This is a genomic window from Acidovorax sp. LjRoot118, assembly GCF_964253575.1.
GTDB lineage: Bacteria > Pseudomonadota > Gammaproteobacteria > Burkholderiales > Burkholderiaceae_C > Acidovorax.
The window spans coordinates 3,244,713-3,267,098 of the sequence record NZ_CAXURB020000001.1; the positions used below are offsets into that span (position 1 = coordinate 3,244,713).

Consider the following 22,386-nt stretch of genomic DNA (forward strand, 5'->3'; position numbering starts at 1 on the left):
GCATGCCCAAACGACCAGGATCACAACTCCTTGCTCGACCTTCCCGGCGCACCTTAATAGAACTCCATAAATTTGGAATGAATGCAAAACAACGCAGAGATTTTCTTCAAGGTGAACAGGTAATTTTCGAAGACCCATCCACTGAAAAATCAGTGATATACGTTTTCAAATTAGATAGAGGAATCTTTAGAGCAGGCATTTGGGATTTGATCAGCGATGAGAGTGGCGCTATAATGAATTTTTCAAACCAAGCACGATCACTAGGTCAGACTCTTGGAGTTAGCCATCTGGAACTGTTTGGAGCAGATATTAGGAATACTCGTCTCGCAAGGCTATTGGCTAAGCGTGGTTTTTCAGAAGGGGAATCCGTCTTCATTAGAGGCTATGGATTCAGCAAGCATGTGCCAACATTGCGCAAAATGGAGCGTTTGAAAAATGAATAATTCCACATCCGAAAAAATGAGGCCTTACATAGAGATGAAAAATTCTGGCGCAAGCAGCCATGAGGTATTCGCGAGACTAAAAGTTGATGGTTGGACAACCTCCGACTGCATGCTAATTGTGGCTGGCATATTTGAGATGGAATTGGGGGATGTCCGAGAAATTTGGCATGACTTCTACAGGCGGCACAAAACAGTAAAAACTTAATCCTTGCAAATCTTGATTTCGCATGGCTGAACGTCGAGCGCCCTCAGCCCCCTGAAGGTTCCTACGAAGCGACCCGCCGGCAACGCAGGGTCATAAGGTGCGCACGGCACCGGCAACTCAAGCATGCCTCATGCCGGTGCCGTCACCGGTCCCTACGTCGTCAGCAACGGGCTACCAAGACGAGTCCGCGCTCAATGTCACCCAATAGTTTGACGTAGGTAGCTACCGCCAGGGAAAGCCGAGACTCTCCCGACACAGACAGCACTAGGCCATCAGGACCTGCCGCTCCATCGGCCACCCCCGCGACGCCCTTGCCGGCATCGACTGACGGCAACCGCAGCGGCACCCAACAAGGCGCCAACGCCTTGCCGCAAGGACAGGTCAACAGCGATGCGAGCCAGGCGGAGAGAGTCCCCCAGGCACCCGGCACCCCAGCTCCGGCCCCAACAGCGTCCACGCTGAATGCCGAAGTGGATGCCAGCGCTGCAGAAGCAGCACCCACAACTACCCAGTACGGCACAGCCCGCCATACCGCAGCGGCACAAGTCCAGCCCCAGTCCCCCGCCCCCATGGACGCCCAGGTCCAGGCCCTCGACTCCGGCATGCTCGTGATCGGCGGCGACCAGGCCACCATCCTCGCGTACCTGCAGGCAGGCGGCGTGCGCGGTGCCGAACCTTTTGCGGGCGTGACGCTGGTGCCCGTGGACCAGGCGGCACTGGCGCAACGGGTGCTCAGCCGCCCACTCGCGGCACCGGCTGGCACGCAGGCGGATCGTGGGTCTCAGCCCGCATCGGCAACGGCCACCTTGCCAGGGACCAGAACTGCCGCACAGCTTGCGCCCGCTACTGCCCGAACGCCAACGGCTGGCGACTTCACAGCGGGCCTCAGCGCGGTGGGCGCCGATGCACCTCGCACAGGTCATGGATCGCAGGCGAATGCTGGAGCGCTTCAGCCCGTGCCAGTCATGGAGATGCAGCGCGATGGCACGCTGATGGTCAAAGGCGACCCTGCACAGTTGCAGGAGCGCCTGCGCCAAGGCGGGGTAGACCGCGTGCTGCGGCGTAAGGGCGGCGTACTCGTCGGGCTCGACCAAGTAGACAAGGCACGGCAGTTGCTGGGTGCACCCCAACCCCACCCTGCGCAGATAAGCGAAGGCGCAGACACTGCAGGATCGCCACCCATCAATGCCCTCCACGCCAGTTCGGTCGCCTTCGAATCGCCCTCAGCCACCTCAGTTGCATCATCAAGTGACGATGCTCAACGCGAATCCAGAATTCAGGAACAGGCGCGCATACTGCAAGGAGCACCTGCGGCTGTGCTCAAAGGCAACGAAGCGCCTCACGGGTATCCGCTCCTGCGCGACTGGGCGGTGAGACTGTTCCAAGGCTTCGGCAACAAAGCCACGAACAGAGAAATTGGTCAGGTGGTGCTGGACGAACGGTCGGTGCGCGACTCAATGGCACACCGCATGAATCCTTACAAGGCGGTGGCGTTCGCCGCAGCAAGACAGGTGGTGGAGCATGGTGCTCTCGTACTGAGCGCACAGCACAGTCGCGACACCACGGGCCACTTCATCAGCGCGCCGGTGAGCATTGCAGGGGTGGAGAACATAGTCACCGTGCTGGTTCGTACAACGCCGAACAGCCAGCGCATGTACCTGCACAGTGCAATCACAAAAGAAAGCCTCCTGAAGTCCGGTAATTCCGGGGCCGACACCGTGGACGGTGTGGAGCGATCCAGCAAGGCAACTTCAGGAGACGTGGCCAGTGTACTTCGCAGGTTGTTGACGGTCAACGTAGAGGTGCCAGTTGCCAGCATCTCCAAGCCTTCACCCCGCAATGCCACATCCAAATTCAGTACGCACAGCGGTAACCACGCACCAGGGCTATCTCTTGAACAGGTGCAGGAGCTTGTGCAGCAGGCCTTGTCGGGGCTCCGCAACCCGCCACCAGTCGACGTCGTGGGGCGGAGCGAAGAGGCTTGGGTCGGGGCGCCGGAGGGTGTAATGGGCGCGGCGCTGCCAGAAGAGGGCCGGATCGTGATCGTCGCTTCGGCTCACCAGAACGCCGACGCGGTGGCCGAGACGCTTTTCCATGAAATGTTCCATTTGGGAGTGCGCAATGTATTGCCGAGCCGCGATTATGTGCAGTCCATGCTGGACTTGGCAAAGCGCGACAGACGGGTGCAGCAATACGCGATTGAATGAAAGGCGAAAGCGCCGGATGCTCCGCATCAACTGCGCGTGTTGCGTGAGAGGGGCTTCACCGGAACTGAGCTGACAGCCCAATACGAGGCCCTTGCCATCGAAGAGGGTTTGGCCGTAGTGGCCGAAGAGCTTCGTGCCCAGAAGCTGGCGGGCACCCGTCTGGGCATGCGCATCCGAACGCTGGCCAACTGGCTGGCCAGCGTGGCGGACCGCATGGGCATGGGGCGGCTGGCCGCTTCGATCCGAGCGATGAGCTACAACGAGGCCGAGCGCTTCGTGATGCGCGCCATCGACCAGGCGGGGGCAGTTGGCGCGGAAGCTTCGCACACCGGGCAGACACGGTTCAGCACCCGCAGCGCGCAAGATCCATCGGCCGGCCTTCAAACTGATGACAAGAATGATGGCACGCAGATCCACTCCATGCGCATGCAGATGCAGCGCGACGGCACGCTGATGGTCAAAGGAGACCCCGCACAGTTGCAGGAGCGCCTGCGACAAGGCGGCGTGGACCGCGTGCTGCGGCGCAAAGGCGGCGTGGTTGTCGGGCTCGATCAAGTGGGCAAGGCGCGGCAGTTGCTGGGCGGCCTGCAGCCTGCGCAACCTCACAATCCTGCACCAAGCCAAGGCGACTTCGTTGCAGAGAGCTACCGCAGCGGCTACAGTGATGCCAATGGACGCGCTCAAGAACCTACACAGCCTGACGATGGCCGAGGACCAACAACTGGTCGATCCAGTGCTTCCACCGCTGACAGCTTGCGGGGGGCGGGTGATGCCATACCGCCTCGAACCGCCACTCTCGTGGGACTTGGAATCGCCAAGCGAATTGAGCGTACCGGCAGTCAATCTCTCGTCGGGCAGCAAGTAGACAGCCCCGCGCGCCTGGCCGAACTGGCCCAGGTGTATCGCGACCCCCGGTTCGAGACGTTCCGGGTCTTTTTCATGAAGGATGGCCAGGTGGTGCATGCCACTGGCGTCAGCGCGCGGCTGCCGGGCGAGACGCCCATGGTGCCGGCCGGGATGACCCATCCTGAGTACTATCAAGAGTTCCGAGACAACATGCAGCGCACTGGGGCTGATGGTTACTATGTGCTGCACAACCATCCATCTGGCAACCCCACGCCCAGCGGGCCGGACCTGGAACTGACCAAGACCCTCGCCGCGCATGTGCCGGGCCTGCTGGCCCACGTTGTCATCAACAGCAACAAGTACGCCGTGATCGACGCTGCGAACCAGGGCAGTGAACCTGCCAACATGGTGCGCTACCAAGACTTCGGCGAGGACAGGCTGCTCAAGGCCAGCAAGCCCATGGCGGTATTGGGCGAGAGGATCGCAGGATCGGACGACTTGGCCATCGTAGGCAAGTCCATGCAGCGGCCAGGCTGGATCACGCTCATCGGCACCGGCGCAGATGGCAAGGTGCGCGCGATCTCCGAGGCCCCAGCCAGCATCCTCACGCGCAATTATCCCTACCTGGCGGCCACCGTGCGCCGCTTCATGCGCCAGTCAGGCTCGGGCAGCGTTTTCGCGGTAGGCGACGCGGGCGACATAGGGTCCAAGCCTGTGCGCGATGCACTGGCCGCGGGCATCCTTCGTGATGCGCTGCCCGATGCCGGGCGCACGCTGCACCAGCAGGGCGTACATACGGGCGGCAAAGGCTTCTCGCTGACCCAAGGGCGCCGGGTTGCCGAAGGCGGTCCAGCACCGACCTCCCCAAGCGCAGCGAGCATGGAGACGCAGCTCGACGGCACGCTGATGGTCCGAGGCGATCCCACACAGTTGCAGGAGCGCCTGCGCCAAGGCGGCGTGGACCGCGTGCTGCGGCGCAAGGGCGGCGTGCTCGTCGGGCTTGACCAAGTGGGCAAAGCGCGGCAGTTCCTGCTGCAGCAGCCGCCAAGCGCCCCAGCCTGGGCAGGCCCCTCCCGGCCCTCCCTATCGGGCCAGCAATTCAGCCGCAGCCCACCAGATCAAGCTTCACAGGCCAGGGGCCTGCCCTCCAAGCCCGCCACCGTGCAGTACGTGCGCGCTGCCGTGGCCAAGCTCACCATCAGCATGGGCCTGCTGGCCAACGGCCTCGGCCGTGTGGTCGTGGCCACCTCAGCCGACATCCAGGCGCACTGGGAGCCCCTGGTCGGCGAGGTGGACATGGGCTCGCAAGACACAGGTCTGGCTCAGGGGTTCTTCGACCCCAACACCGACACCGTCTTCCTGATCGCCGACCACATAGAAGCCGGCCAGGAGATGGCTGTGGCCGCGCACGAGCTGGTGCACAAGCATGGCAAGGCGGTGCTGGGCAAAGCGAGGTGGAGGCAACTGCACGAGGTGATTGGCAGCTGGGCGAACAGGCCCGAGGGGAGCCTGGAGCGGCGGGTCCACGACGAGGCCGCAGCGCGCGTGCAGGCTTCGCGGCCGGCCGGAGCAGATGAGACCAGCTACAGCAGCGAAGAGCTCTTCCCCTATGCCGTGCAGGTGGCGATGGAGTTGGGCGTGCAGCCTACGGCGCTGATGCCGAACAACTCGGTGCAGGGCTGGCTGGCGCGGGTGCGCGCATCGCTGAAGGACGTGCTCGGCAAGTTGACAGGCAATCCACAGGCTTTTGATGGGCAGGATTTGGTGGACTTGGCGTTTGGCATTGCGGAGTTGGAGCGCTCAGCCTCGGCCCTGCCGCAGAACGGTCTTGAGCGGCCCAATGGCAGCGCACCTTCCGCCCCCTCTCTTCCCATCCAGATGAGCCGCGATACAGGCAACGACGGTGCGGGGACGGCGAAGGAGAAAGGCCCGCTGGGTTCGGAGGGCCATCCGCGTCCGGTTCCGCTCACAGACTTCAAGGTTAACTACGGACAACGACCCAAGTAACGCCATTACGATGCTCGTGGACGGAGAGCTTGTTGTTTTTTCCGGCATCGAAATAAAGGATGGCGATCCCATCCTATTTATTGGAAAAAATGGAAAAAAGAAATCAGGAGAGCACATAGTAATCGACGCCCATGGAGTGACAGAGGCGATGCTGAAGGCAGTGATTTCTTATCACATTGAAACGAAGGGCGCCCCTCCGGTTGGATTTCCGGGGAATTTGACTGATGATAATCGCAAAAATTTCCGAAAAGAGTTCGACAAACATCGCGCAAGAGATCACAATGGCACAATGGATGATTGGGCGCAGTCCGCAATAAGGGACATATCGTTCGGTAAAGCCATGCAGAAACTGGGGTATGGGGTTTTTGAAATAGAGTTGCTGGGTTTTGTCAATGTCGGTGATTTTAAGAATGTGCCCAAAGAAATAAATGTTATTGCAAGGCGGTATTGATTTTTAAAGGAGTTACCATGACGGGGTTGGATGAAGAAGGTTTGGAGATGCTGAAGTCTTATCTTGGGAGAGACGTTTCCCAGGAGGTAGGGAGCTGTCGTGATTACATGGATGTGTACAATCTGCATATCGAGGATTTGCGCGAGCTTGTTCGAAAAAGAGCTGATGTGTATGCAGCGATGTACGTAATGCATCTTCTTGGGAAGGGGGGGCTTCGGAATGCAAAATTATTTATATGTGATGTTGTTAAAGAGAATGAAAATATTGATGATTGGTTGAGAGATAGTTACCAGGAAGGGTGAGATAATTTTCTGCGAAAGCTATAAGGATGGTCTGCAAAACCCAATTCGCCAGACCGGCACAGCCTGATGTCGAGCGCAAGGTCACTTGATGCCTACGTAATCCGCTTTTTGGGACCGGTTTGACACCGTTTGCAGGCCTGTTTCAGCCCTTGTGGCGCCACTTCGAAACGGCGAGTTCAAACACGGTCGCGGCACGCTGGCTGGAATTGCTGAACAAAGAGATCGACTCGGAAGTGATCGCCCTCTGCAACGGATCTTCTACAGCCGCGACAGACGATCCAGTGACGTAGCAGGCTGCCCCGACCCCATAGACGCACAGGCCCAGGCCTTGGACTCCGGCATGCTCGTCGTCGGCGGCGATCAGGCCACCATCCTGGCGCACCTGCAGGCAGGCGGCGTGCGCGGTGCCGAGCCGTTTGCGGGCGTGACGCTGGTGCCCGTGGACCAGGCGGTACTGGCGCAACAGGTGCTCAGCCGCCCACTCGCTGCACCGGCTGACCCGCAGGCAGGCCGTGGGTCTCAGCGCGCATCGGCAATGGTCACCTTGCCAGGGACCAGAGCTGCCGCACAGCTTGCGCCCGCTACTGCTCGAAAACCAACGGCTGGCGACTTCACAGCGGGCCTCAGCGCGGTGGGCGCCGATGCACCTCGCACAGGTCATGGATCGCAGGCGAATGCTGGAGCGTTTCAGCCCGTGCCAGTCATGGAGATGCAGCGCGATGGCACGCTGATGGTCCGAGGTGACCCCACACAGTTGCAGGAGCGCCTGCGCCAAGGCGGCGTGGACCGCGTGCTGCGGCGCGAGGGAGGCGTGGTCGTCGGGCTCGACCAGGTACACAAGGCGCGGCAGCTACTGCAGCAGTCACCACACGCCCAAGCCTCGGCCGGCCCCGCCGCCACGGGCCAACAGTTCAGCCGCAGCGCACCCCCTTCGCCAGACCGCCCCTCACGGGCCATGGGTCTGCCCTCCCAGCCCGCCACCGTGCAGTCCGTGCGCGCTGCCGTGGCCAAGCTCACCAACAGCATGGGCCTGCTCGCAGAGGGTCGTGGCCGCGTGGTGGTGGCCACCTCGGCCGACATCCAGGCGCACCGGGAGCCAATGGTCGGCGAGGTGGACATGGGCTCGCCGGACACCAGCTTGGCCCAGGGGTTCTTCGACCCCAACACCGACACCGTCTTCCTGATCGCCGACCACATCGAAGCCGGCCAGGAGATGGCTGTGGCCGCGCACGAGCTGGTGCACAAGCATGGCAAGGCGGTGCTGGGCAAAGCGAGGTGGAGGCAACTGCACGAGGTGATTGGCAGCTGGGCGATCAGGCCCGAGGGGAGCCTGGAGCGGCGGGTCCACGACGAGGCCATGGCGCGCGTGCAGGCTTCGCAGCCGGCCCGAGCGGATGAGACCAGCTACAGCAGCGAAGAGCTCTTCCCCTATGCCGTGCAGGTGGCGATGGAGTTGGGCGTGCAGCCTACCGCACTGATGCCGAACAACTCGGTGCAGGGCTGGCTGGCGCGGGTGCGCGCATCGCTGAAGGACGTGCTCGGCAAGCTGACGGGCAATCCGCAGGCTTTTGATGGGCAGGACCTGGTGGATTTGGCGTTTGGCATTGCGCAGTTGGAGCGCTCAGCCTCGGCCCCGCCGCAGAACGGTCTTGAGCGGGCCAATGGCAGCGCACCTTCCGCCCCATACTTTCCCATCCAGATGAGCCGCGGGGCGGGAGTGGACAACGCAGGTGCAGCACCGGAGAAAGGTCCGCTGGGAACAGAGACAAATCCTCGGCCAATCCCGTTCAAAGAAGAAGACCTCAAGGTCCGGATGTCAAAAGACAACCCCTATGAAGACGACATTGCTTTGCTCGTGGAGGGCGAGTATGTTAGTTTTGCAAACATAGAAGATACGAAATATGGCCCTCGCCTAAATATTAGCAAAACGGCACAAATGGAATCAAAAGAGTATATCAAGATTGATGATCACGGAGTGACAGAAGCGATGTTGAGAAAAATAATCCTTTACTACACACAAGAAAGAGGGGGACCTCCAACTGGATTGCCAGGAAATCTAGCCGGAAGCAATCTTGAAAATTTCCGAAAGGAATTCGACAGACATCGAAAAATCAATCACAATGGCACGAAGGATGATTGGGCACAGGCAGCAATAAGAGACATATCATTCGGAAAATCCAGGGAAAAACTGGGGTATGGAATCTTTGAAATTGAATTATCGGACTCTATTGATATCGACGACCTGAAAAATCTACCCAAAAATGTAAATATTATTTCAAGGCCCAGCTGATTTTCAAGAAAACATCATGACCAATACGAATACCATAGAGATTCTGGGGGCGGCCCTTGGAAGAGATATATCCCAAGAAGGGGGTAGCTGCAGCGATTACCTTGATCTATACAATCATCATATTGACGAAGTACGAAAAATCATGCCCATGGGCAGTGTTTACACCAACAAATTCATACTATTCCTTCTCGGCTGGAATGGCGACCTTGGAAACACGATGTCTTTTATGGAGTATGTAGTCAAAGGAGGGGAAGATATAAATTTGTGGCTGAAGGAGTCTTATAAATCCGAATGGAGAAAGAGCCCTCCTGCATCCTGAAATATGGTACGCCGGCGTCAGCGGAATGACCCGGCGGTCTCAAATTTAAAGAGCAACGCCGCGAGCCCATCCAAATTTGTTCGATTGGTAGTTGTAATGGGTTAAGGTCGGCGAGCCACTTACCGTCCTGAACAAACCCACTTCCCGCAAGCGCACCTGCAACAGCGCCCCAGGCCCGGCCACCGCCCCCATAGACGCACAGGTCCAGGCCCTGGACTCCGGCATGCTCGTCGTCGGCGGCGACCAGGCCACCATCCTGGCGCACCTGCAGGCCGGCGGCGTGCGCGGTGCCGAGCCATTCGCGGGCGTGACCCTGGTCCCCGTGGACCAGGCGGCACTGACACAACGGGTCTTGCTTCGCCCATCGCGCGCTCTGGCGCCATCAGGCCAGTCGGCAGGTCATGCATCGGTGTCTGCAAATAGCGACGGGACTACTGCGCGAAGGCCCGTGCGCGACACATCTGGTGAACGAGGATCCGGGCCCCATACTGGGGATCGCCAGGGGCATTCCCGCTACACTTTCCGTGATGACGACGTCCCCACCCGCCCTGCCCCATCCGTTGACCGGCATGACACGGATTCCGCCTCACCAGAACCGGTCGCTCCTGTCAGTGCGCGAGTCGGAGACACGCATGGATTACTACGATCCGGGCGGGCCGTTGATCTGGGAGTCGGACGAACAGGACGCGGTGGACGGGGCGACTTTGGCCCTGACAGAACTGCCGCAGATACCTCAAGTCACGGCAGTGGCCGCTTTTACCTCCACGAGCCCGCCCAGCCCGACGATGGATACTCTGCGGGCACCGCACAACCAGCCAGAGCAACTGCTGGCGGAGCGCGCCGTGGAGGGGCGGGCCAAGGAGGGCCCGCGGCACCCCGGGCCACTCTTGTGGGACTTGGAATCGCCGAGCGCGTCGAGCTTGCCGGCAGCCAGGCCCTTGTCGGTGAACGGGTAGATTCGCCAGAGCAGCTTTGCCTGCCGGCCGTTCAACGGCTGCGGCCCATGGCGTACCGCTTACCCGCCCTCCTCAACCCCCCGCACGCCGCCACACCAGCCCCAGCGCCTTGAATTTCTGCCAGGCTGTGGCGCGTTCGTCCGAGAGCACGTCGAGAAAGTCCGACAGGCGCTTGGACTTGACCATGGTGTAGATGGTCAGCGCGGTGGTCAGCACGAACACGAGGGCGAAGATGCCCAGCTTGCGGCCCAAAGACGCGTCGGCCTCGGCCAGCAGGTTCATGCCCAGGAAGCCCGTGGTCACGGTGCCGATCAGGCCGAAGATGGTGACGACCGTGAGCCGCACAACGGTGTTGGCCTGGCGGCGCAGGCTGTCGGCGTCCAGGTACTGGTTCATCTCGCCGATGCGCTCCTTGACCTCGGTGTACAGCGGGTCGAGCCCGAGGTGGTTGGCACACATGCGGAACAGGGCGCGCACCTGGGCCTGTTCGGACACTTCGTGGAACCAGTAGCGGTGCGTGAAGCGCAGAAAACCGGCAAAGCTGTCGCGGATGGTGCGCTTGAAGCGGCGCACGCTGGCGGCGTCGGCAATGTCCAGGTCTTTCAGGGCCTCGGCCAGCCGGTCCGAGAACATCAGCAGCGCCGCCTTCTGGAAGTGCGCGATCAAAAACAGCAGGAAGTGCTGGTGCCGGAACTGCGCCAGCACGCCCCGGTCGCGGCAGACGTAGAACGGGCTGCCGGCATTGCCCAGCACCAGCAGCGAGTGGCCGCTGCAAAGATAGCGCGTGTTGGGGGCGGCACCGCTGCTGCTCCAGAAGCGGTCGTAGCAGAACCGCTTTTCAAAGTCGGCCAGGTGCTCTTCGGAATAAGGCAGGCAGGTGTCGTCGTCGCTGGGCGGGGCCGCCCCCGTGACCAGGCCGAAGCGGATGAAGTCGCTGCGGCTGAGCGCGCGCGGGTCGTCCAGCGCCAGAAAGGCCAGCTGCGGCATGCGGTAGTACTCGATCTGGCGGTAGCGCAGGGACCCGCTGCGTTCGGAATGGTCGCTCACCAGCGGCTCCAGCAGCCAGGCCCAGTGGGCCGAGATGCGCGGGGCGCGGTGGCTGCTGACGTGTGCCATGAAGAGGTCGCGCTGGTTGGCGTCGGACGCGGCCAGCACCTGCCCGGCGGCGTCAAGCCACTCGGCGCTGTACAGGCAGTGCTGGGCATGGCCCTCTGCATCCCAGCCGGCGGGGTAGCCACGGCCGAAGCGGTACAGCAGCTCCTGCGCTTGGGCCAGCGCCAGGTCGCGGACGCTGACCTCGACATTGAGCAGCACCAGGTCCAGGTCGAGAAAAAAGTACAGGTCCACATGCACGATGTCGAGCGTGATCGGCGCATCGCCGGGGCGCAGCACCGCCCGCACGGCGCTGACGTCGCTGCGCCGGAACACCCGCATCGGCGAGCCGGTGGCGCGGGCGCCTTCCCGGCTGCGCCCTTCGCCATACAGGAAGCGCTGCACATAGGGCAAAAAGGTCACGAACTCGTTGTAGTGGCGTTCGTGAAAACGGCTGCTGTCGCCCGTGAATTCGTCCACCACCTCGCGCCAGGGCGAGGCCTCCTCGCCCATGTCCGCCAGCAGTTGCCAGGGCTTGGCGTGCTGGCCCTCGGAGCCCCGCACCGGCATCAGGCGCAGGGGCCACAGCAGGACCTGGCGAAACTCCCGCACGCAGGCGGGGTGGGACTCAGCGGACATGGGTGGCCTTTCGTGGGGAGCCCGGCAAAGTCGATGCTACCCAAAACTGCGGGGGATGGGTTGCTCGCGCAGCCGTCGAGTGCCCCGTTCAGCGGGTGAACGAAGGCAGATCGTCATCAGGCCGCGACGCGGCCACTCTCGGCCAGCCGTTTGAGCGATGCCAGGGTGATAGGAAGCCCGGTGCGCAACGGGTTGCCGACGATGGGGCCGAGCACAAAAGACAGTGCACCGGAAAAAATCACTCGGTGGACGACTTCGGTGCCTGCCGCCGTGGGGTGGAGCTCGTGCTCGAACAGCATGCGAAAGAGGGGAATCCGGGACTCGACGGTGAACGATTGGTTGGGCACCACGGAGATGAAATCCATGGGGACCGCCATCCCCTTGGGCGGCGTGATCCGGCCCTTGCTCCCGGTCTGGAAGGGGCCGTCAATCGATGAGTCCTTGGTATCCGGGTCCCAGGTTTTCCAGTTGCCTACATCCGCGTAGATGGCGAATATCTTCTCGGGCGGCACGGAGACGGTGACTCGGCTTTCCACTTGCATGCGGGGACTCCTGTAGGGCTTACCGATGATTCAACGAAGCCCCAGACTCTAACGGCTCTGGCAGGTGTGCCGCGCACAGAGTCGCACAGAGGCACACGAAGGCGCGCCAGGGCGAATGGCGGCGACCCTGGGTTCCGGTGCCAGGGATCAAGCACGCCGCCCCCGCCCGGCCGCCTTGGCGCGGTAGAGCGAGGCGTCTGCACGCTCCATGAGGCCGCGCCAGCCGTCGTCGCCCGCAAAGGCCACGCCGACGCTGGCGCCGATGTGCACCCTGCGCCCGCCCAGGTCAAAGGGCTGGCCGGCGGCGGCCACCAGCTTGTCGGCCACCTGCTCGGCTGCTGCCTGGCCGGGCATGCCGCCCAGCACCACCACGAACTCGTCGCCGCCCACGCGCGCCACCAGGTCCAGGGGCCGCACCAGGGCGATGAAGCGCGCGGCCACCGCCTGCAGCAGTTGGTCGCCCACCGGGTGGCCCCAGGTGTCGTTGACGGGCTTGAAGCGGTCCAGGTCCACGTACAGCATGGCCACGCCGTGTGCTTCGGCCAGGGGGATGCGCTGCAGGTGCGCCTGCAGGCCCTGCCGGTTCACCAGGCCGGTGAGCGCATCGCGCTCGCTCAGGCCGATGAGGCGCGACTCGCGCTGGCGGTGGATGGTCACGTCGTCCAGCACGGCGATGAAGCCATCGGGCTGGCCGCTCTCGGACTGGCGGGGCACCAGGCTGATGGCCATGTTCCTCGGGCGCCCGCGCAGCTGCAGCACCAGCTCGAAGGCGGTGGGCTCGCCGGCCAGCGCCTTGTCGATGAAGCCCATGCTGTCGCGCAGCTCGGCCAGCGGCACCACCTCGCCGATGCGCCGGCCCACGATCTCTGCGCGCGTGGGGCCCACGAGCTTTTCGAACGCGGAGTTGACGAACTCGTAGCGGCCTTCGCGGTCCACCACGGCAATCACGTCGGGAATGGCCTCGGCAATCGAACTCAGGGTGCGCTGCTGGCGAAACAGGTCGGCACGCGAGCGCTGCTGCGCCGAGATGTCGCGCATCACGGCCGTGTAGCGCACCACCCGGCCATCGGCGTCGCGGTGGGACAGCACCGAATGGTCCACCGCAATCGGCTGGCCGGCCACCAGCACCGTGCTTTCGCCCATCCACACCCCGGTCTTGATCACCGACGGCATGACCTCATCGCGGTAGCGCCGGGTGGTTTCGGGCGTGTTGAAGTCGGTGAAGCGGTGCTGCGTGACGTCGTAGCCCGCGCCATAGCCCTGGGCCTGGCGCGCAGCCGGGTTCATGTAGGTCACGCGCCCTTCAGCGTCGGCCTGCACCACGAAGTCGGGCGTGGCCTCCAGGATCTGGCTGAGCATGTGCAGCGACTCCTCGGCCCGCTTGCGGTCGGTGATGTCCTGCAGCGCACCCACCACGCGCACCGGGGCTCCCAGCTCATCGTATTCGGTGTTGCCGATGGCGCGCGCCCAGACGCGCGTGCCGTCGGGCCGGCGCAGCGGGGCTTCGATCTCCCACTTCTCGCCGGTGGCGATGCCTTTTTCAAAGGCGGCGATGAGCCGCTCCTGCGCGCCGTCCTCGTAGAAGCCGACCACGCCGGGCAGCGTGGGCACGAAGGCATCGTCCACGCCATGGATGCCTCGCACCATGGGCGACCAGTGGACCTCGTTGGTGTGCAGGTCCACCGTCCAGGGGCCCACCAGCGCCAGCTCGCCCATGCGCTGCAGCAGGGCCTGGTTGGCCTGCAGCTGGCGCTCGGCGGTGTGGCGGTGGCTGGCTTCGCGGATGAACCCGGTGGCGCCGATGCCCCCATTCATGCGCAGCGGGGCGATGGACAGCTCCACGGGCAGGCGGTGTCCGTCCTTGTGCAGCGCCTGCAGCTCGAAGCGGCGGCGCAGCATGGGGCCCTCGCCCGTGCGCTGCAGCCGGGCCATGCCATAGAGGTGGGCGCTGCGCAGCTCGGGCGGGATGATGAGCTCGTGCATCGGGCGCCCCATGGCTTCGTCGTGGCTCCAGCCCAGCGTCGCCTGCGCCTGGTGGTTCCACTCGGTGATGAAGCCGCCGGGGTCGATGCTGATGAAGGCGTCCTGCGTGCTGACCAGCATGCTTTGCAGTGCCTCGTCGCTTGCCGACCGGGTCGGCAAGGTGTGCGTACTGCCTGGCAGGCCCGGGGCCAGGGAGCCTGGCGCCCGCGCATGCGGGTCGCTGCCCAGCGGCTCGCGCAGGTCCCAGCGGGGGCGCTGGCTGGCAAAGGCGCTGCGCGTGCTGCGGATCGCGCCCGGGTCGTCGAGCGTGCCCACCGCCACCTCGACCACGTCGGGCCGGCCCTCCTCCAGCCGGAACAGCTGGCTGCCGCACTGCGGGCACAGCAGGCGCACCGCGTGCTCGGACGATTGCCAGGTGTGCAGGGCGCCGTAGGTGCGCAAGGTGGCACGCTCGCCCTCCAGCCACGCCATGCCGGCCCCGCCAGACGCCCGGCGGCAGCTCTCGCAGTAGCACACGGCGGCCTCCAGCTCCAGGGCATGCACCGCGTACTCGACGCGGCGGCAAGCGCATCGGCCTCTCATCACCACCGGAGCTGTTCTCATATGCGCCCTCCAACCCCGGCGTGCATCCCGGGTTCTGTTCTTGTGCTTTGCCATGCAGGCAGCAGCGGCGGTCCACCGCAGGGCTGCCCTCGCTCCCTGCCCAAACCCTAACCGGTCTTGCCCCCGGGCCCTGTAGGACAGCGCCCACGTGCACCCTGCAGCGCCCTCGTCTCCCGCGCCACCAGTGTGCAGTTGGATTGCCAATCCGGCAATCCAGTCGTCGAAAAATGGCGCCCCAGCCGGGCTCGGCATGCGTTGGGGGCCGGCACAATCGGTGCCTTCAGCCCGACCGTTCGGCCCTGCCCATCCCTGTCCGCCGCCGCAATAATCACCCCCATGGAAACCCTTGTTCTCGGCGCCGGCATCGTCGGCGTCAGCACCGCCCTGGCGCTGCAGCAGCGCGGCCACGCCGTGACCCTCGTCGACCGCCAGGCGCCTGGCCGCGAGACCTCGTACGGCAATGCCGGCATCATCCAGCGCGAGGCCGTGCAGCCCTACGCCTTTCCGCGCAGCATCGCCACGCTGGCGCGTGTGGCCACCGGTTTGAGCAACGACGCCCACTACCACTGGGGGGCCCTGCTGCGCCTGGCACCGCAGTTGTTCAGCTACTGGGCCGCATCGGCCCCTGCGCGCTACGCGCCCATCGCGCAGGCCTACAGCCGCCTGATCGAGCACTGCACCACCGAGCACCGCGGCTGGATCGAGCAGGCCGGCGCCAGCGACCTGGTGCACAAGGATGGCTGGCTGCAGCTGTACCGCAGCGGCCCGGCGTTCGACGCTGCGGCAAAGCAGGCCACCGCCGTCGCCGCATCGCACCACCTGACCTGCCAGGTGCTCGGCACGGCCGCCCTGGCCGCCGCGCAGCCGGTGCTGCAGATGCCGCTGGCCGGCGCCGTGCACTGGCAAGATCCCTGGACCGTGCGCGACCCCGGCGAGCTGGTGGCGCGCTACGCGCGGCTGTTTGTGCAGCGCGGCGGGCAACTGGCCACCGGTGACGCGCTGACGTTGCGCCAGCAAGGCAGCGGCTGGGCCGTGCAGGTGGACTCTGGCAGCATCTGCGCGCAGCACGCCGTCATTGCCCTGGGCCCCTGGGCCGGCGCGCTCACCACGCGCCTGGGCTACCGCCTGCCCCTGTTCAGCAAGCGCGGCTACCACCGGCACTTTGCCGGCGGGCCCACGCTGACCATGCCCGCGCTGGACATCGAACGCGGCGTGATGCTGGCCCCCATGGCGCGCGGCCTGCGCCTGACCACCGGGGCCGAGTTCGCCCTGCTGGATGCACCCGCCACCCCCGTGCAGCTGCGCCGCGCGGAGATCTCCACGCGCGAACTGCTGCCCCTGGGCGAGCCCGTGGAGGCCACGCCCTGGCTGGGCGCCCGCCCCTGCACCGCCGACATGAAACCCGTGCTCGGCCCCGCGCCGCGCCATGCGGGCCTGTGGTTCAACTTCGGCCACGCGCACCAGGGCTTCACCCTGGGGCCCGTCACCGGCCGCCTGGTGGCCGAGCTGATCAGCGGCGAGGCGCCGTTCGTGGACCCGGCGCCGTATTTGGCGCAGCGGTTTTTGTAACAGCGCAGTCCGCGCACGGGGCGCGGTCCCGCCCCTCGCCCCGCGCTGCAGGGCGTTTGGCGGTAAACCCTGCTGGCATCACCCATATTGGCGATTGTGGTGATCGCTCCATTGCTTTGAAATCAAGAAACCAATGGATACAAGTGTGTCCATGTGGACACATGCGCTTTGTGCGCGTTTTCCTTGTCACCCTCTGCCGGCCACCACAACCCCAAGAATCCCACGCCGGCTCAACTTCGATCCATCACCGACATGCGCCTTACCTGCACGCTCAAGAAAATTGCCGCCGCCACCGCCATCGTCGCCAGCCTGGGTGCCGCCAGCCCCGCATGGGCCGACATCACCGCATCGGCCACGGCCAGCGGCCCATCGAGCGCTTACACCCTGGTTGCCCGCGTCACGCCCGAAGCCCAGTACGTGGGCCGCGGCAAGCTGTATTTCGTAATGCTGCACGGCTCGCAGATCTACGCGCTGTCGGAGACACGTGGCTTCGTCCCTTACACGGGTGGCGAACCGCCGGAATACCGCACCATCTCCCAGGCCACCGAGACCATCACCGTGCAGGGCTGGAACACCACGGCCCAGGCCGGTGCCTCGATCTTCGTGGGCTTTGGCACCGACGTGATGGACATGGTCAACAACGGCAGGTTCAAGCTGGTGGCAACGCTGCCGGCGGCGCCTGCGCCGGCGCCGACGCCCACACCGACCCCAACGCCCCCGGTGACCACCAACCCCTATGCGGTGCACAACGGCACCTATATGTGCTACGACGACTATGGCCGCTCGGGCACCGTCACCGCCACGTTCACCGCCAGCAACACGGTGATCGACACCACCCGGCTGACGACGATTCCGGTGTACTCGTACAACCTTTCGCTGAGCACCATCGTCAGCCAGCCCGGTTACAGGACCTACAGCAGCACGAGCCTGCCGCTCAAGCTGGTCATGCTCAATCCGTCCGGGGGGCCTTACAGCTTGGCGATCGGCTACCAATCGAACGCCTACAGCAGCCAGATTGTTTACGTCTGCACCAAACGCTGAGACGGCGCGGCAAACGCAAGCAAGAGTGCCCTGCGGCAATCACCGCCGCGAGAACACGCTGGCAGCCTCGGTGCTTCTTTTGCAAGCGAGCCGGGCCATCCAGCACATCCCGTCACAGATTACACATTCACCGCCGCCCCATCCACCGCCCAGCGGCACTCCGCCATCCAAGTGGGCAACGCGGGGTCGCGCACCACGGGCGCCAGGGCGCGCAGTGCGGTGTTCATCTGGCTGTCGAACCAGTGCAGCTTCTGTTCGGCGAACTGGATGGACGACAGCGCCTGCAGTACCAGCTTGCCCCCATCCACCACCGGCAGTGGCAGCGCCGCGTTGAACGCCATGTCCAGCGACGGGTGCTCGCGCACCAGCTCCTGCAGAAAAGCGCAGGCCCCATCGATGGCCTGCGCATGCCGCGCGTGGAAGGCCGGGCTCATCTCTTCGGTGCCCAGGAACTTGGCAACGCCGGCGAGCGACTCGAACGGGGTGGGCAGGCGGGTAGGGGTGGGGGTTGTTGAGGGCATGGTGGCGGTCGGCTGGGCTGAGGAATGGCAACGGCAACAGCGCGCAGGCGGTGTGGGCACGTATCCAACGTAACAGTATGCGCCCACCGCGTGCCCCGCGGCCCAGACGGGGCGCAAAATGCACTGCGCGCGCCTGCTGCTGCAGCAGCGGCAGCGCGTCCGTATCCACGTAAACCGCATTCAACGCCACCGCGTTGAATGCGCTGTAACCGGACATCGCCATGCCCACCACCGAGCCCCCAAGTACCCTGAGTAACTTGCGCAACCTCCTCGCAGGCGCCGCACTGGCACTGGGCTTGGTCGCCGCGCCCGCCTTCGGCCAGATCACCACGGTGGCCACCACCATCAGCGGCACCACGCAGGCCCTGAATTTCGCCGTCAGCGTCAACACCGAGGCCCGGTTCCTGGGCCAGGGCAAGCTGTACTTCGTGCTGCTGCACAACGGGCAGTTCTACCTGCTGTCCGAGGCGCGTGGCTTCGTGCCCTACACGGGCGGCGAGATCCCCGAGTACCGCACCATCCGCCAGGCGACCGAGACCATCGCCGTCAGCAACTGGAACACCCGCGCACAGCTGGGTGGCGCCATCTTCGTGGGCTATGGCACCGACTTCTGGGAGATGCTGGCCAGCGGCCGCTACCGCCAGGTGGCCACCCTGGCGGAGTACCCTATCCCGCCCGTGGCGGGCGATCCCTATGCGGCCTACAGCGGCGCCTACCTGTGCTCCAGCAACACGGGCGCCACCTACAACGCCACCGCCACCTTCACAGCCGCCCAGGCGGTGGTGGACACATCCCGCATGCCCGCCATTGCGGTGCCCAGCATCAGCGTGCCTTTCGACGGCCTGGGCAGCAGCGGCGACCGCATCTACGCCAACCGCGACTTCCCGCTGTACCTGGTGTCGCTGGATACGACGGCAGCCGCCCGCTACCCACTCGCGCTCGCCTACCAGGCCAACGACTTCAGCGCCTCGCACATCTTCGTCTGCGCAAGGCGCTGATAGCGCCCTTCTCCCTTCTCTCAAGGCATCTCGCGCGCGGCTGAGCCCCACCGGGGGCGAAGCGCCTGCAGTGCGCCGTCCAGCGCCTCCCCGATACCGCCCGTCGGCGCGCAGCGCCATGTCGTGACATTTGGTTTCACGCCACAGTGCGCGCCCCACCCCGGTGATAGATTCGCCGGTCGCTCGGGCCACGCGCCGGGCGCTCTCCCGATCCACCGCCAACAGATACACACACCATGGCCGTTACCGTCTCCGACCTGCAGAACATGCGTTTTTCCGGCAACCCGCAGGCCGATGCCTTGCTGGGGGGCACTCCGGTGTGGAACTTCTGGCCCGACGGCCGCAAGGTGATCTACTACACCTTTGACGCAGGCGCTGGCAGCGAGGCGGCCAAGACGGGTAGCCCGGTCACCGCCTTCAACGCCGCGCAAAAGCAGTCCGCAAAGCAGATCCTGGCATATGCATCCAGCGTCACCGGCATCACCTTCGCCGAGGTGGCCACTTCCGCGCAGGCCGACCTGCACTTTGCCGCCACCAACCTGCAAGGCCCCTCCACTGCAGGCCTGGCATCGTCGGGCTACAGCTACGGCTACACCGTCCCAGGCCAGGTGTTGACCTCGCTGAACATCGAGGCCGTGGTGTACCTGGACAATGTGGAGCACGCCGGCATCAACAACAACCCCACGGCCGGCGGCTCGGGCTACGAGGTGCTGCTGCACGAAGTGGGGCATGCGCTGGGCCTGTCGCACCCCTTCGACTCCTCGCACCCCCTGCCCTCGGCGCAGGACAACACCAACAACACCGTCATGTCGTACACGCATGCCGGTCCGAACAAGACCACCTTCCAGAGCTACGACCTGCTGGCGCTCGACTGGCTGTATGGCCGCGACGGCCTGGGCGGCACCTACGGGTTCAACTCGACCAAGGGCCCGACGCTGACCTTCGATGCAGCGCCCGCCCCGGCACCTTCCCCCGCCCCGGCACCGGCACCCACACCCGCTCCAACGCCGAGCCCAACACCCGCCCCTGCGCCCACAACACCGACAACGCCCACGGCCCCAACCACCCCCACCAAGCCCACGCCCGCACCAACACCTACGCCCACCAATCCCAACCTGCCCACGGGCAACCAGGGCACGGGCGATGCCGACCTGTTCAACAGCAAGCCCGCCACCGAGACCTTCAACGGCGGTGCGGGCGTGGATACGCTGGTGGCCCACGGCAACCGTGGGCAGTACACGCTGCAGCCGCTGTCGGGTGGCAACTGGCTGCTCAACGACAAGGGCACCGGCCTCGACGGCATCGACACCCTGCAGCAGATCGAGCGCGTGCGCTTTGCAGACCACTCCGTGGCGCTGGACCTGAACGGCGCTGCCGGCACCGCCGCGCGCCTCATCAGCACCTTGCTGGGCTCCGACGCGCTGAAGAACAAGGGCCTGGTGGGCGCCGTGATCAAGGCCGTGGACGAATCGGGTGCCACGCCCCAGCAACTGGCAGAACTGGCCCTGGCCGCCGTGGCCGGCCCCTCCGCTACGCCCCAGCAGGTGGTGGCCCTGCTGTACGCCAACCTGTTCGGCACTGCGGCCGATGCCGCCACCGTGCAGAACCTGGCAGGCCTGCTCCAATCGGGCAGCTACACCGGCGCATCGCTGACCTGGGCCGTGGCCAGCTCGGACCTCACGGCCAGCAAGATCAATCTGGTGGGGCTGAGCCAGGTGGGGCTGGAATACATCTGAACCGAACGGATGCGCAGGGACGGCCTGCGCATCCACGGCCTTGGCGCAGCCCTACCTTTGGGGGATACCGCCCGCCAGAAATTTGCGTTTGAATCACGTTCGATGCTCCTTGGCAAGCCATTTTTTGCCAAGGGCAGCCATGTTCGCCCCCGGCGACTGCAGGCCCCGGAGAACAACTCCCCGCTGGTGCCAAGGTCCCGGGCGCACAACACCTGGCCAACCCAGTGACTGGGGCATTCCCAACGTGATTACCGCACTCTTCGAATTCACCCGCTCCGGCGTCTGCAGGTTTGCGCCCAGCGTATCCGCCTCCACAGACGCCCAGGCCGTGCTGCTCAACTGGACACTGATGGCCAATGACCGCGCATTCCGCACGGTGCTCGACCTGCCCGACCGCCTGGTGGCCGAGCTCAGCTGGAACGAGCGGCACGACACCGCCCAACGGCACGACCTCGACTCCTGGGCCCGCCGCCTGGACATCACCGTGTCCAACGCCCTGCGCATGTCGCACAGCGACTGGCAGACCGCACGCCCCCTGGCGGCGTAAGGCGCCCCGCCCGCCCCGCCACTGGTCAGCCCACCGGGCCTGCCGGCACCTGGCAGGGCCTGATCGCACCGCCCCTGGACACTCCGCCGTTGCAGTGAACAAAGCGGCCAGCCGAGCTACTCCGGATAGGGAACCTCTCAATACCCCGACTTCCCGCCAGCAGCTGAACAAACATCACTTTCGGCGCGGATGCGACTTGATCCAGCCGTGCTTTCGCGTGCTGCGTGGGCAGTTTTTGCAGCTCTGCATACAACTCGTTGGCAACCGAAGCGCACTGCTGCGCAGCCGATAGGCGCCAGCCTCCAAAGCGGGGCAGGGCAATCCAAGCGCCCCGGGCTGCCGGCAACCATCTTGGGCTTGCAGCGCGCGAATGAAGGGCTGGATCAGGCCATCTGCGTCTGCAGAGAGCGCGACTGTTCAGCTGTTGGCTGGAAGCTGAGGGTATTGAAAGATGCCCCCATGGCTCGGCAAAAGCGTACCTACCAACTGAAGCTACAGCAAAGGCACTTCGTAGAATCGGGAGTTCAACTTGGGCTGCACTGCATTCCATAGCATCAGCTTGTTGGACCCCCAATAGTCATCGCCTTGCCCTCCCAGTATCGCTGCAAGCTTGCCATTTTTTTGCCAGCTCAAGCACAGAGCAACCTCGCACGGCCGATTCTCCAGTCGAGGATTAATCGGATTTTCCTTGATGATGGACATGCCAATCAATTGATCACCGACAAAATCGCGCCATTTCGCTTGCGAAAAGACCGGATCCGATGCTTCAATTGGAAAAAGCACACCCTCCTTTTCGCTCATCGGCGTGGCGCCAAGCCGCCTATTTCTGTCACTGTCAAGCCAAACAATCGCACTATTAAGGCTGTCATCCTCCCCAACCCCGAGGATTCCGGCTCCTTCGAACGTGAGACCCAGCGGCCCTTCAGTCCCTTCAAAAACACGCGAAGGCGACTCTTCCATTTCGGCTCCCGCCTCTTCCTTGGGAAATATGCTGTATCTCGTGAATGAAATCAGCTTGCGCCCCAAGAAAGTTCGGAGAAGAGGAATAGATTGAGATGGCGTCGGTTGATCTTTATATTGGTCAATCAT

Annotated in this window: 18 protein-coding genes; 13 read left to right on the plus strand and 5 right to left on the minus strand. The window is 64.2% G+C overall.

All coding sequences use genetic code 11. The annotated features are described in order from the left end of the window. Positions 1 to 2 precede the first annotated feature (2 nt). The 8 genes from ACSQ9E_RS15325 (at position 3) to ACSQ9E_RS15360 (ending at position 10,026) form a co-directional block, all read left to right on the plus strand. The gene (locus tag ACSQ9E_RS15325; protein WP_436218352.1) at positions 3 to 443 is read left to right on the plus strand and encodes a hypothetical protein; all 441 of its coding nucleotides are present in this window, start codon (positions 3 to 5) and stop codon (positions 441 to 443) included. A gap of 774 nt (positions 444 to 1,217) precedes the next feature. Next, entirely contained in the window at positions 1,218 to 2,855 is a 1,638-nt protein-coding gene (locus ACSQ9E_RS15330; protein WP_436218353.1) for a hypothetical protein, read from the plus strand. 117 nt (positions 2,856 to 2,972) lie between these two features. Then, positions 2,973 to 5,708 carry a JAB domain-containing protein gene (locus ACSQ9E_RS15335; protein ID WP_436220228.1) on the plus strand — a complete coding sequence of 912 codons (2,736 nt, stop codon included), beginning with the start codon at positions 2,973 to 2,975 and terminating at the stop codon, positions 5,706 to 5,708. Positions 5,709 to 5,718: 10 nt separating this feature from the next. Continuing rightward, on the plus strand, positions 5,719 to 6,159 hold the full coding sequence (locus tag ACSQ9E_RS15340) for a hypothetical protein (RefSeq protein ID WP_436218354.1): 441 nt from the start codon (positions 5,719 to 5,721) through the stop codon (positions 6,157 to 6,159). Positions 6,160 to 6,176: 17 nt separating this feature from the next. After that, on the plus strand, positions 6,177 to 6,461 hold the full coding sequence (locus ACSQ9E_RS15345) for a hypothetical protein (RefSeq protein WP_428001195.1): 285 nt from the start codon (positions 6,177 to 6,179) through the stop codon (positions 6,459 to 6,461). A 340-nt stretch (positions 6,462 to 6,801) separates the two neighbouring features. Further along, on the plus strand, positions 6,802 to 8,751 hold the full coding sequence (locus ACSQ9E_RS15350; RefSeq protein WP_436218355.1) for a hypothetical protein: 1,950 nt from the start codon (positions 6,802 to 6,804) through the stop codon (positions 8,749 to 8,751). Positions 8,752 to 8,767: 16 nt separating this feature from the next. Continuing rightward, positions 8,768 to 9,070, plus strand: a complete 303-nt coding sequence (locus ACSQ9E_RS15355) for a hypothetical protein (protein WP_436218356.1) — start codon at positions 8,768 to 8,770, stop codon at positions 9,068 to 9,070. A gap of 632 nt (positions 9,071 to 9,702) precedes the next feature. Continuing rightward, positions 9,703 to 10,026, plus strand: coding sequence for a hypothetical protein (locus ACSQ9E_RS15360; protein ID WP_157412569.1), 324 nt, complete (start codon positions 9,703 to 9,705; stop codon positions 10,024 to 10,026). A gap of 72 nt (positions 10,027 to 10,098) precedes the next feature. Here ACSQ9E_RS15360 and ACSQ9E_RS15365 read toward each other — a convergent pair whose 3' ends face one another. From ACSQ9E_RS15365 to ACSQ9E_RS15375, 3 genes are all read right to left on the minus strand, one after another. Then, positions 10,099 to 11,757, minus strand: coding sequence for a hypothetical protein (locus ACSQ9E_RS15365; RefSeq protein ID WP_436218357.1), 1,659 nt, complete (start codon positions 11,755 to 11,757; stop codon positions 10,099 to 10,101). Positions 11,758 to 11,873: 116 nt separating this feature from the next. Beyond that, a complete protein-coding gene (locus ACSQ9E_RS15370) occupies positions 11,874 to 12,299 on the minus strand; it encodes an SRPBCC family protein (RefSeq protein WP_436177996.1) in 426 nt (141 codons plus the stop codon). Positions 12,300 to 12,446: 147 nt separating this feature from the next. Continuing rightward, positions 12,447 to 14,885, minus strand: a complete 2,439-nt coding sequence (locus tag ACSQ9E_RS15375; RefSeq protein ID WP_436218358.1) for a PAS domain S-box protein — start codon at positions 14,883 to 14,885, stop codon at positions 12,447 to 12,449. 336 nt (positions 14,886 to 15,221) lie between these two features. Between ACSQ9E_RS15375 and ACSQ9E_RS15380 the strand changes: the two genes are divergently transcribed. Both ACSQ9E_RS15380 and ACSQ9E_RS15385 read left to right on the plus strand, forming a co-directional pair. After that, positions 15,222 to 16,454, plus strand: a complete 1,233-nt coding sequence (locus ACSQ9E_RS15380; protein ID WP_436218359.1) for an NAD(P)/FAD-dependent oxidoreductase — start codon at positions 15,222 to 15,224, stop codon at positions 16,452 to 16,454. A 252-nt stretch (positions 16,455 to 16,706) separates the two neighbouring features. Continuing rightward, entirely contained in the window at positions 16,707 to 17,495 is a 789-nt protein-coding gene (locus ACSQ9E_RS15385; protein WP_436177993.1) for a hypothetical protein, read from the plus strand. A gap of 119 nt (positions 17,496 to 17,614) precedes the next feature. Here the strand turns inward: ACSQ9E_RS15385 and ACSQ9E_RS15390 are convergent, their stop codons facing one another. Beyond that, on the minus strand, positions 17,615 to 18,016 hold the full coding sequence (locus ACSQ9E_RS15390; protein WP_057268258.1) for a hypothetical protein: 402 nt from the start codon (positions 18,014 to 18,016) through the stop codon (positions 17,615 to 17,617). Between the two features lie 221 nt (positions 18,017 to 18,237). Here ACSQ9E_RS15390 and ACSQ9E_RS15395 point away from each other — a divergent pair, with 221 nt between their 5' ends. From ACSQ9E_RS15395 to ACSQ9E_RS15405, 3 genes are all read left to right on the plus strand, one after another. Then, the gene (locus ACSQ9E_RS15395) at positions 18,238 to 19,014 is read left to right on the plus strand and encodes a hypothetical protein (protein ID WP_436177992.1); all 777 of its coding nucleotides are present in this window, start codon (positions 18,238 to 18,240) and stop codon (positions 19,012 to 19,014) included. A gap of 236 nt (positions 19,015 to 19,250) precedes the next feature. Then, positions 19,251 to 20,750 (plus strand): M12 family metallo-peptidase, encoded by a 1,500-nt coding sequence (locus ACSQ9E_RS15400; RefSeq protein ID WP_436218360.1) that lies wholly within the window; start codon positions 19,251 to 19,253, stop codon positions 20,748 to 20,750. 244 nt (positions 20,751 to 20,994) lie between these two features. After that, on the plus strand, positions 20,995 to 21,297 hold the full coding sequence (locus ACSQ9E_RS15405; RefSeq protein ID WP_057268261.1) for a hypothetical protein: 303 nt from the start codon (positions 20,995 to 20,997) through the stop codon (positions 21,295 to 21,297). Between the two features lie 492 nt (positions 21,298 to 21,789). Here the strand turns inward: ACSQ9E_RS15405 and ACSQ9E_RS15410 are convergent, their stop codons facing one another. Beyond that, entirely contained in the window at positions 21,790 to 22,386 is a 597-nt protein-coding gene (locus ACSQ9E_RS15410) for a hypothetical protein (RefSeq protein WP_305745432.1), read from the minus strand.

What these genes read in the sequence shown, in the direction of transcription:
- ACSQ9E_RS15325 (WP_436218352.1), top strand. Translation starts at nt 3, where the DNA reads ATGCCCAAACGACCAGGATCACAACTCCTTGCTCGACCTTCCCGGCGC.
- ACSQ9E_RS15330 (WP_436218353.1), top strand. Translation starts at nt 1,218, where the DNA reads ATGGACGCCCAGGTCCAGGCCCTCGACTCCGGCATGCTCGTGATCGGC.
- ACSQ9E_RS15340 (WP_436218354.1), top strand. Translation starts at nt 5,719, where the DNA reads ATGCTCGTGGACGGAGAGCTTGTTGTTTTTTCCGGCATCGAAATAAAG.
- ACSQ9E_RS15345 (WP_428001195.1), top strand. Translation starts at nt 6,177, where the DNA reads ATGACGGGGTTGGATGAAGAAGGTTTGGAGATGCTGAAGTCTTATCTT.
- ACSQ9E_RS15350 (WP_436218355.1), top strand. Translation starts at nt 6,802, where the DNA reads ATGCTCGTCGTCGGCGGCGATCAGGCCACCATCCTGGCGCACCTGCAG.
- ACSQ9E_RS15355 (WP_436218356.1), top strand. Translation starts at nt 8,768, where the DNA reads ATGACCAATACGAATACCATAGAGATTCTGGGGGCGGCCCTTGGAAGA.
- ACSQ9E_RS15360 (WP_157412569.1), top strand. Translation starts at nt 9,703, where the DNA reads ATGGATTACTACGATCCGGGCGGGCCGTTGATCTGGGAGTCGGACGAA.
- ACSQ9E_RS15365 (WP_436218357.1), bottom strand. Translation starts at nt 11,757, where the DNA reads ATGTCCGCTGAGTCCCACCCCGCCTGCGTGCGGGAGTTTCGCCAGGTC.
- ACSQ9E_RS15370 (WP_436177996.1), bottom strand. Translation starts at nt 12,299, where the DNA reads ATGCAAGTGGAAAGCCGAGTCACCGTCTCCGTGCCGCCCGAGAAGATA.
- ACSQ9E_RS15375 (WP_436218358.1), bottom strand. Translation starts at nt 14,885, where the DNA reads ATGAGAACAGCTCCGGTGGTGATGAGAGGCCGATGCGCTTGCCGCCGC.
- ACSQ9E_RS15380 (WP_436218359.1), top strand. Translation starts at nt 15,222, where the DNA reads ATGGAAACCCTTGTTCTCGGCGCCGGCATCGTCGGCGTCAGCACCGCC.
- ACSQ9E_RS15385 (WP_436177993.1), top strand. Translation starts at nt 16,707, where the DNA reads ATGCGCCTTACCTGCACGCTCAAGAAAATTGCCGCCGCCACCGCCATC.
- ACSQ9E_RS15390 (WP_057268258.1), bottom strand. Translation starts at nt 18,016, where the DNA reads ATGCCCTCAACAACCCCCACCCCTACCCGCCTGCCCACCCCGTTCGAG.
- ACSQ9E_RS15395 (WP_436177992.1), top strand. Translation starts at nt 18,238, where the DNA reads ATGCCCACCACCGAGCCCCCAAGTACCCTGAGTAACTTGCGCAACCTC.
- ACSQ9E_RS15400 (WP_436218360.1), top strand. Translation starts at nt 19,251, where the DNA reads ATGGCCGTTACCGTCTCCGACCTGCAGAACATGCGTTTTTCCGGCAAC.
- ACSQ9E_RS15410 (WP_305745432.1), bottom strand. Translation starts at nt 22,386, where the DNA reads ATGATTGACCAATATAAAGATCAACCGACGCCATCTCAATCTATTCCT.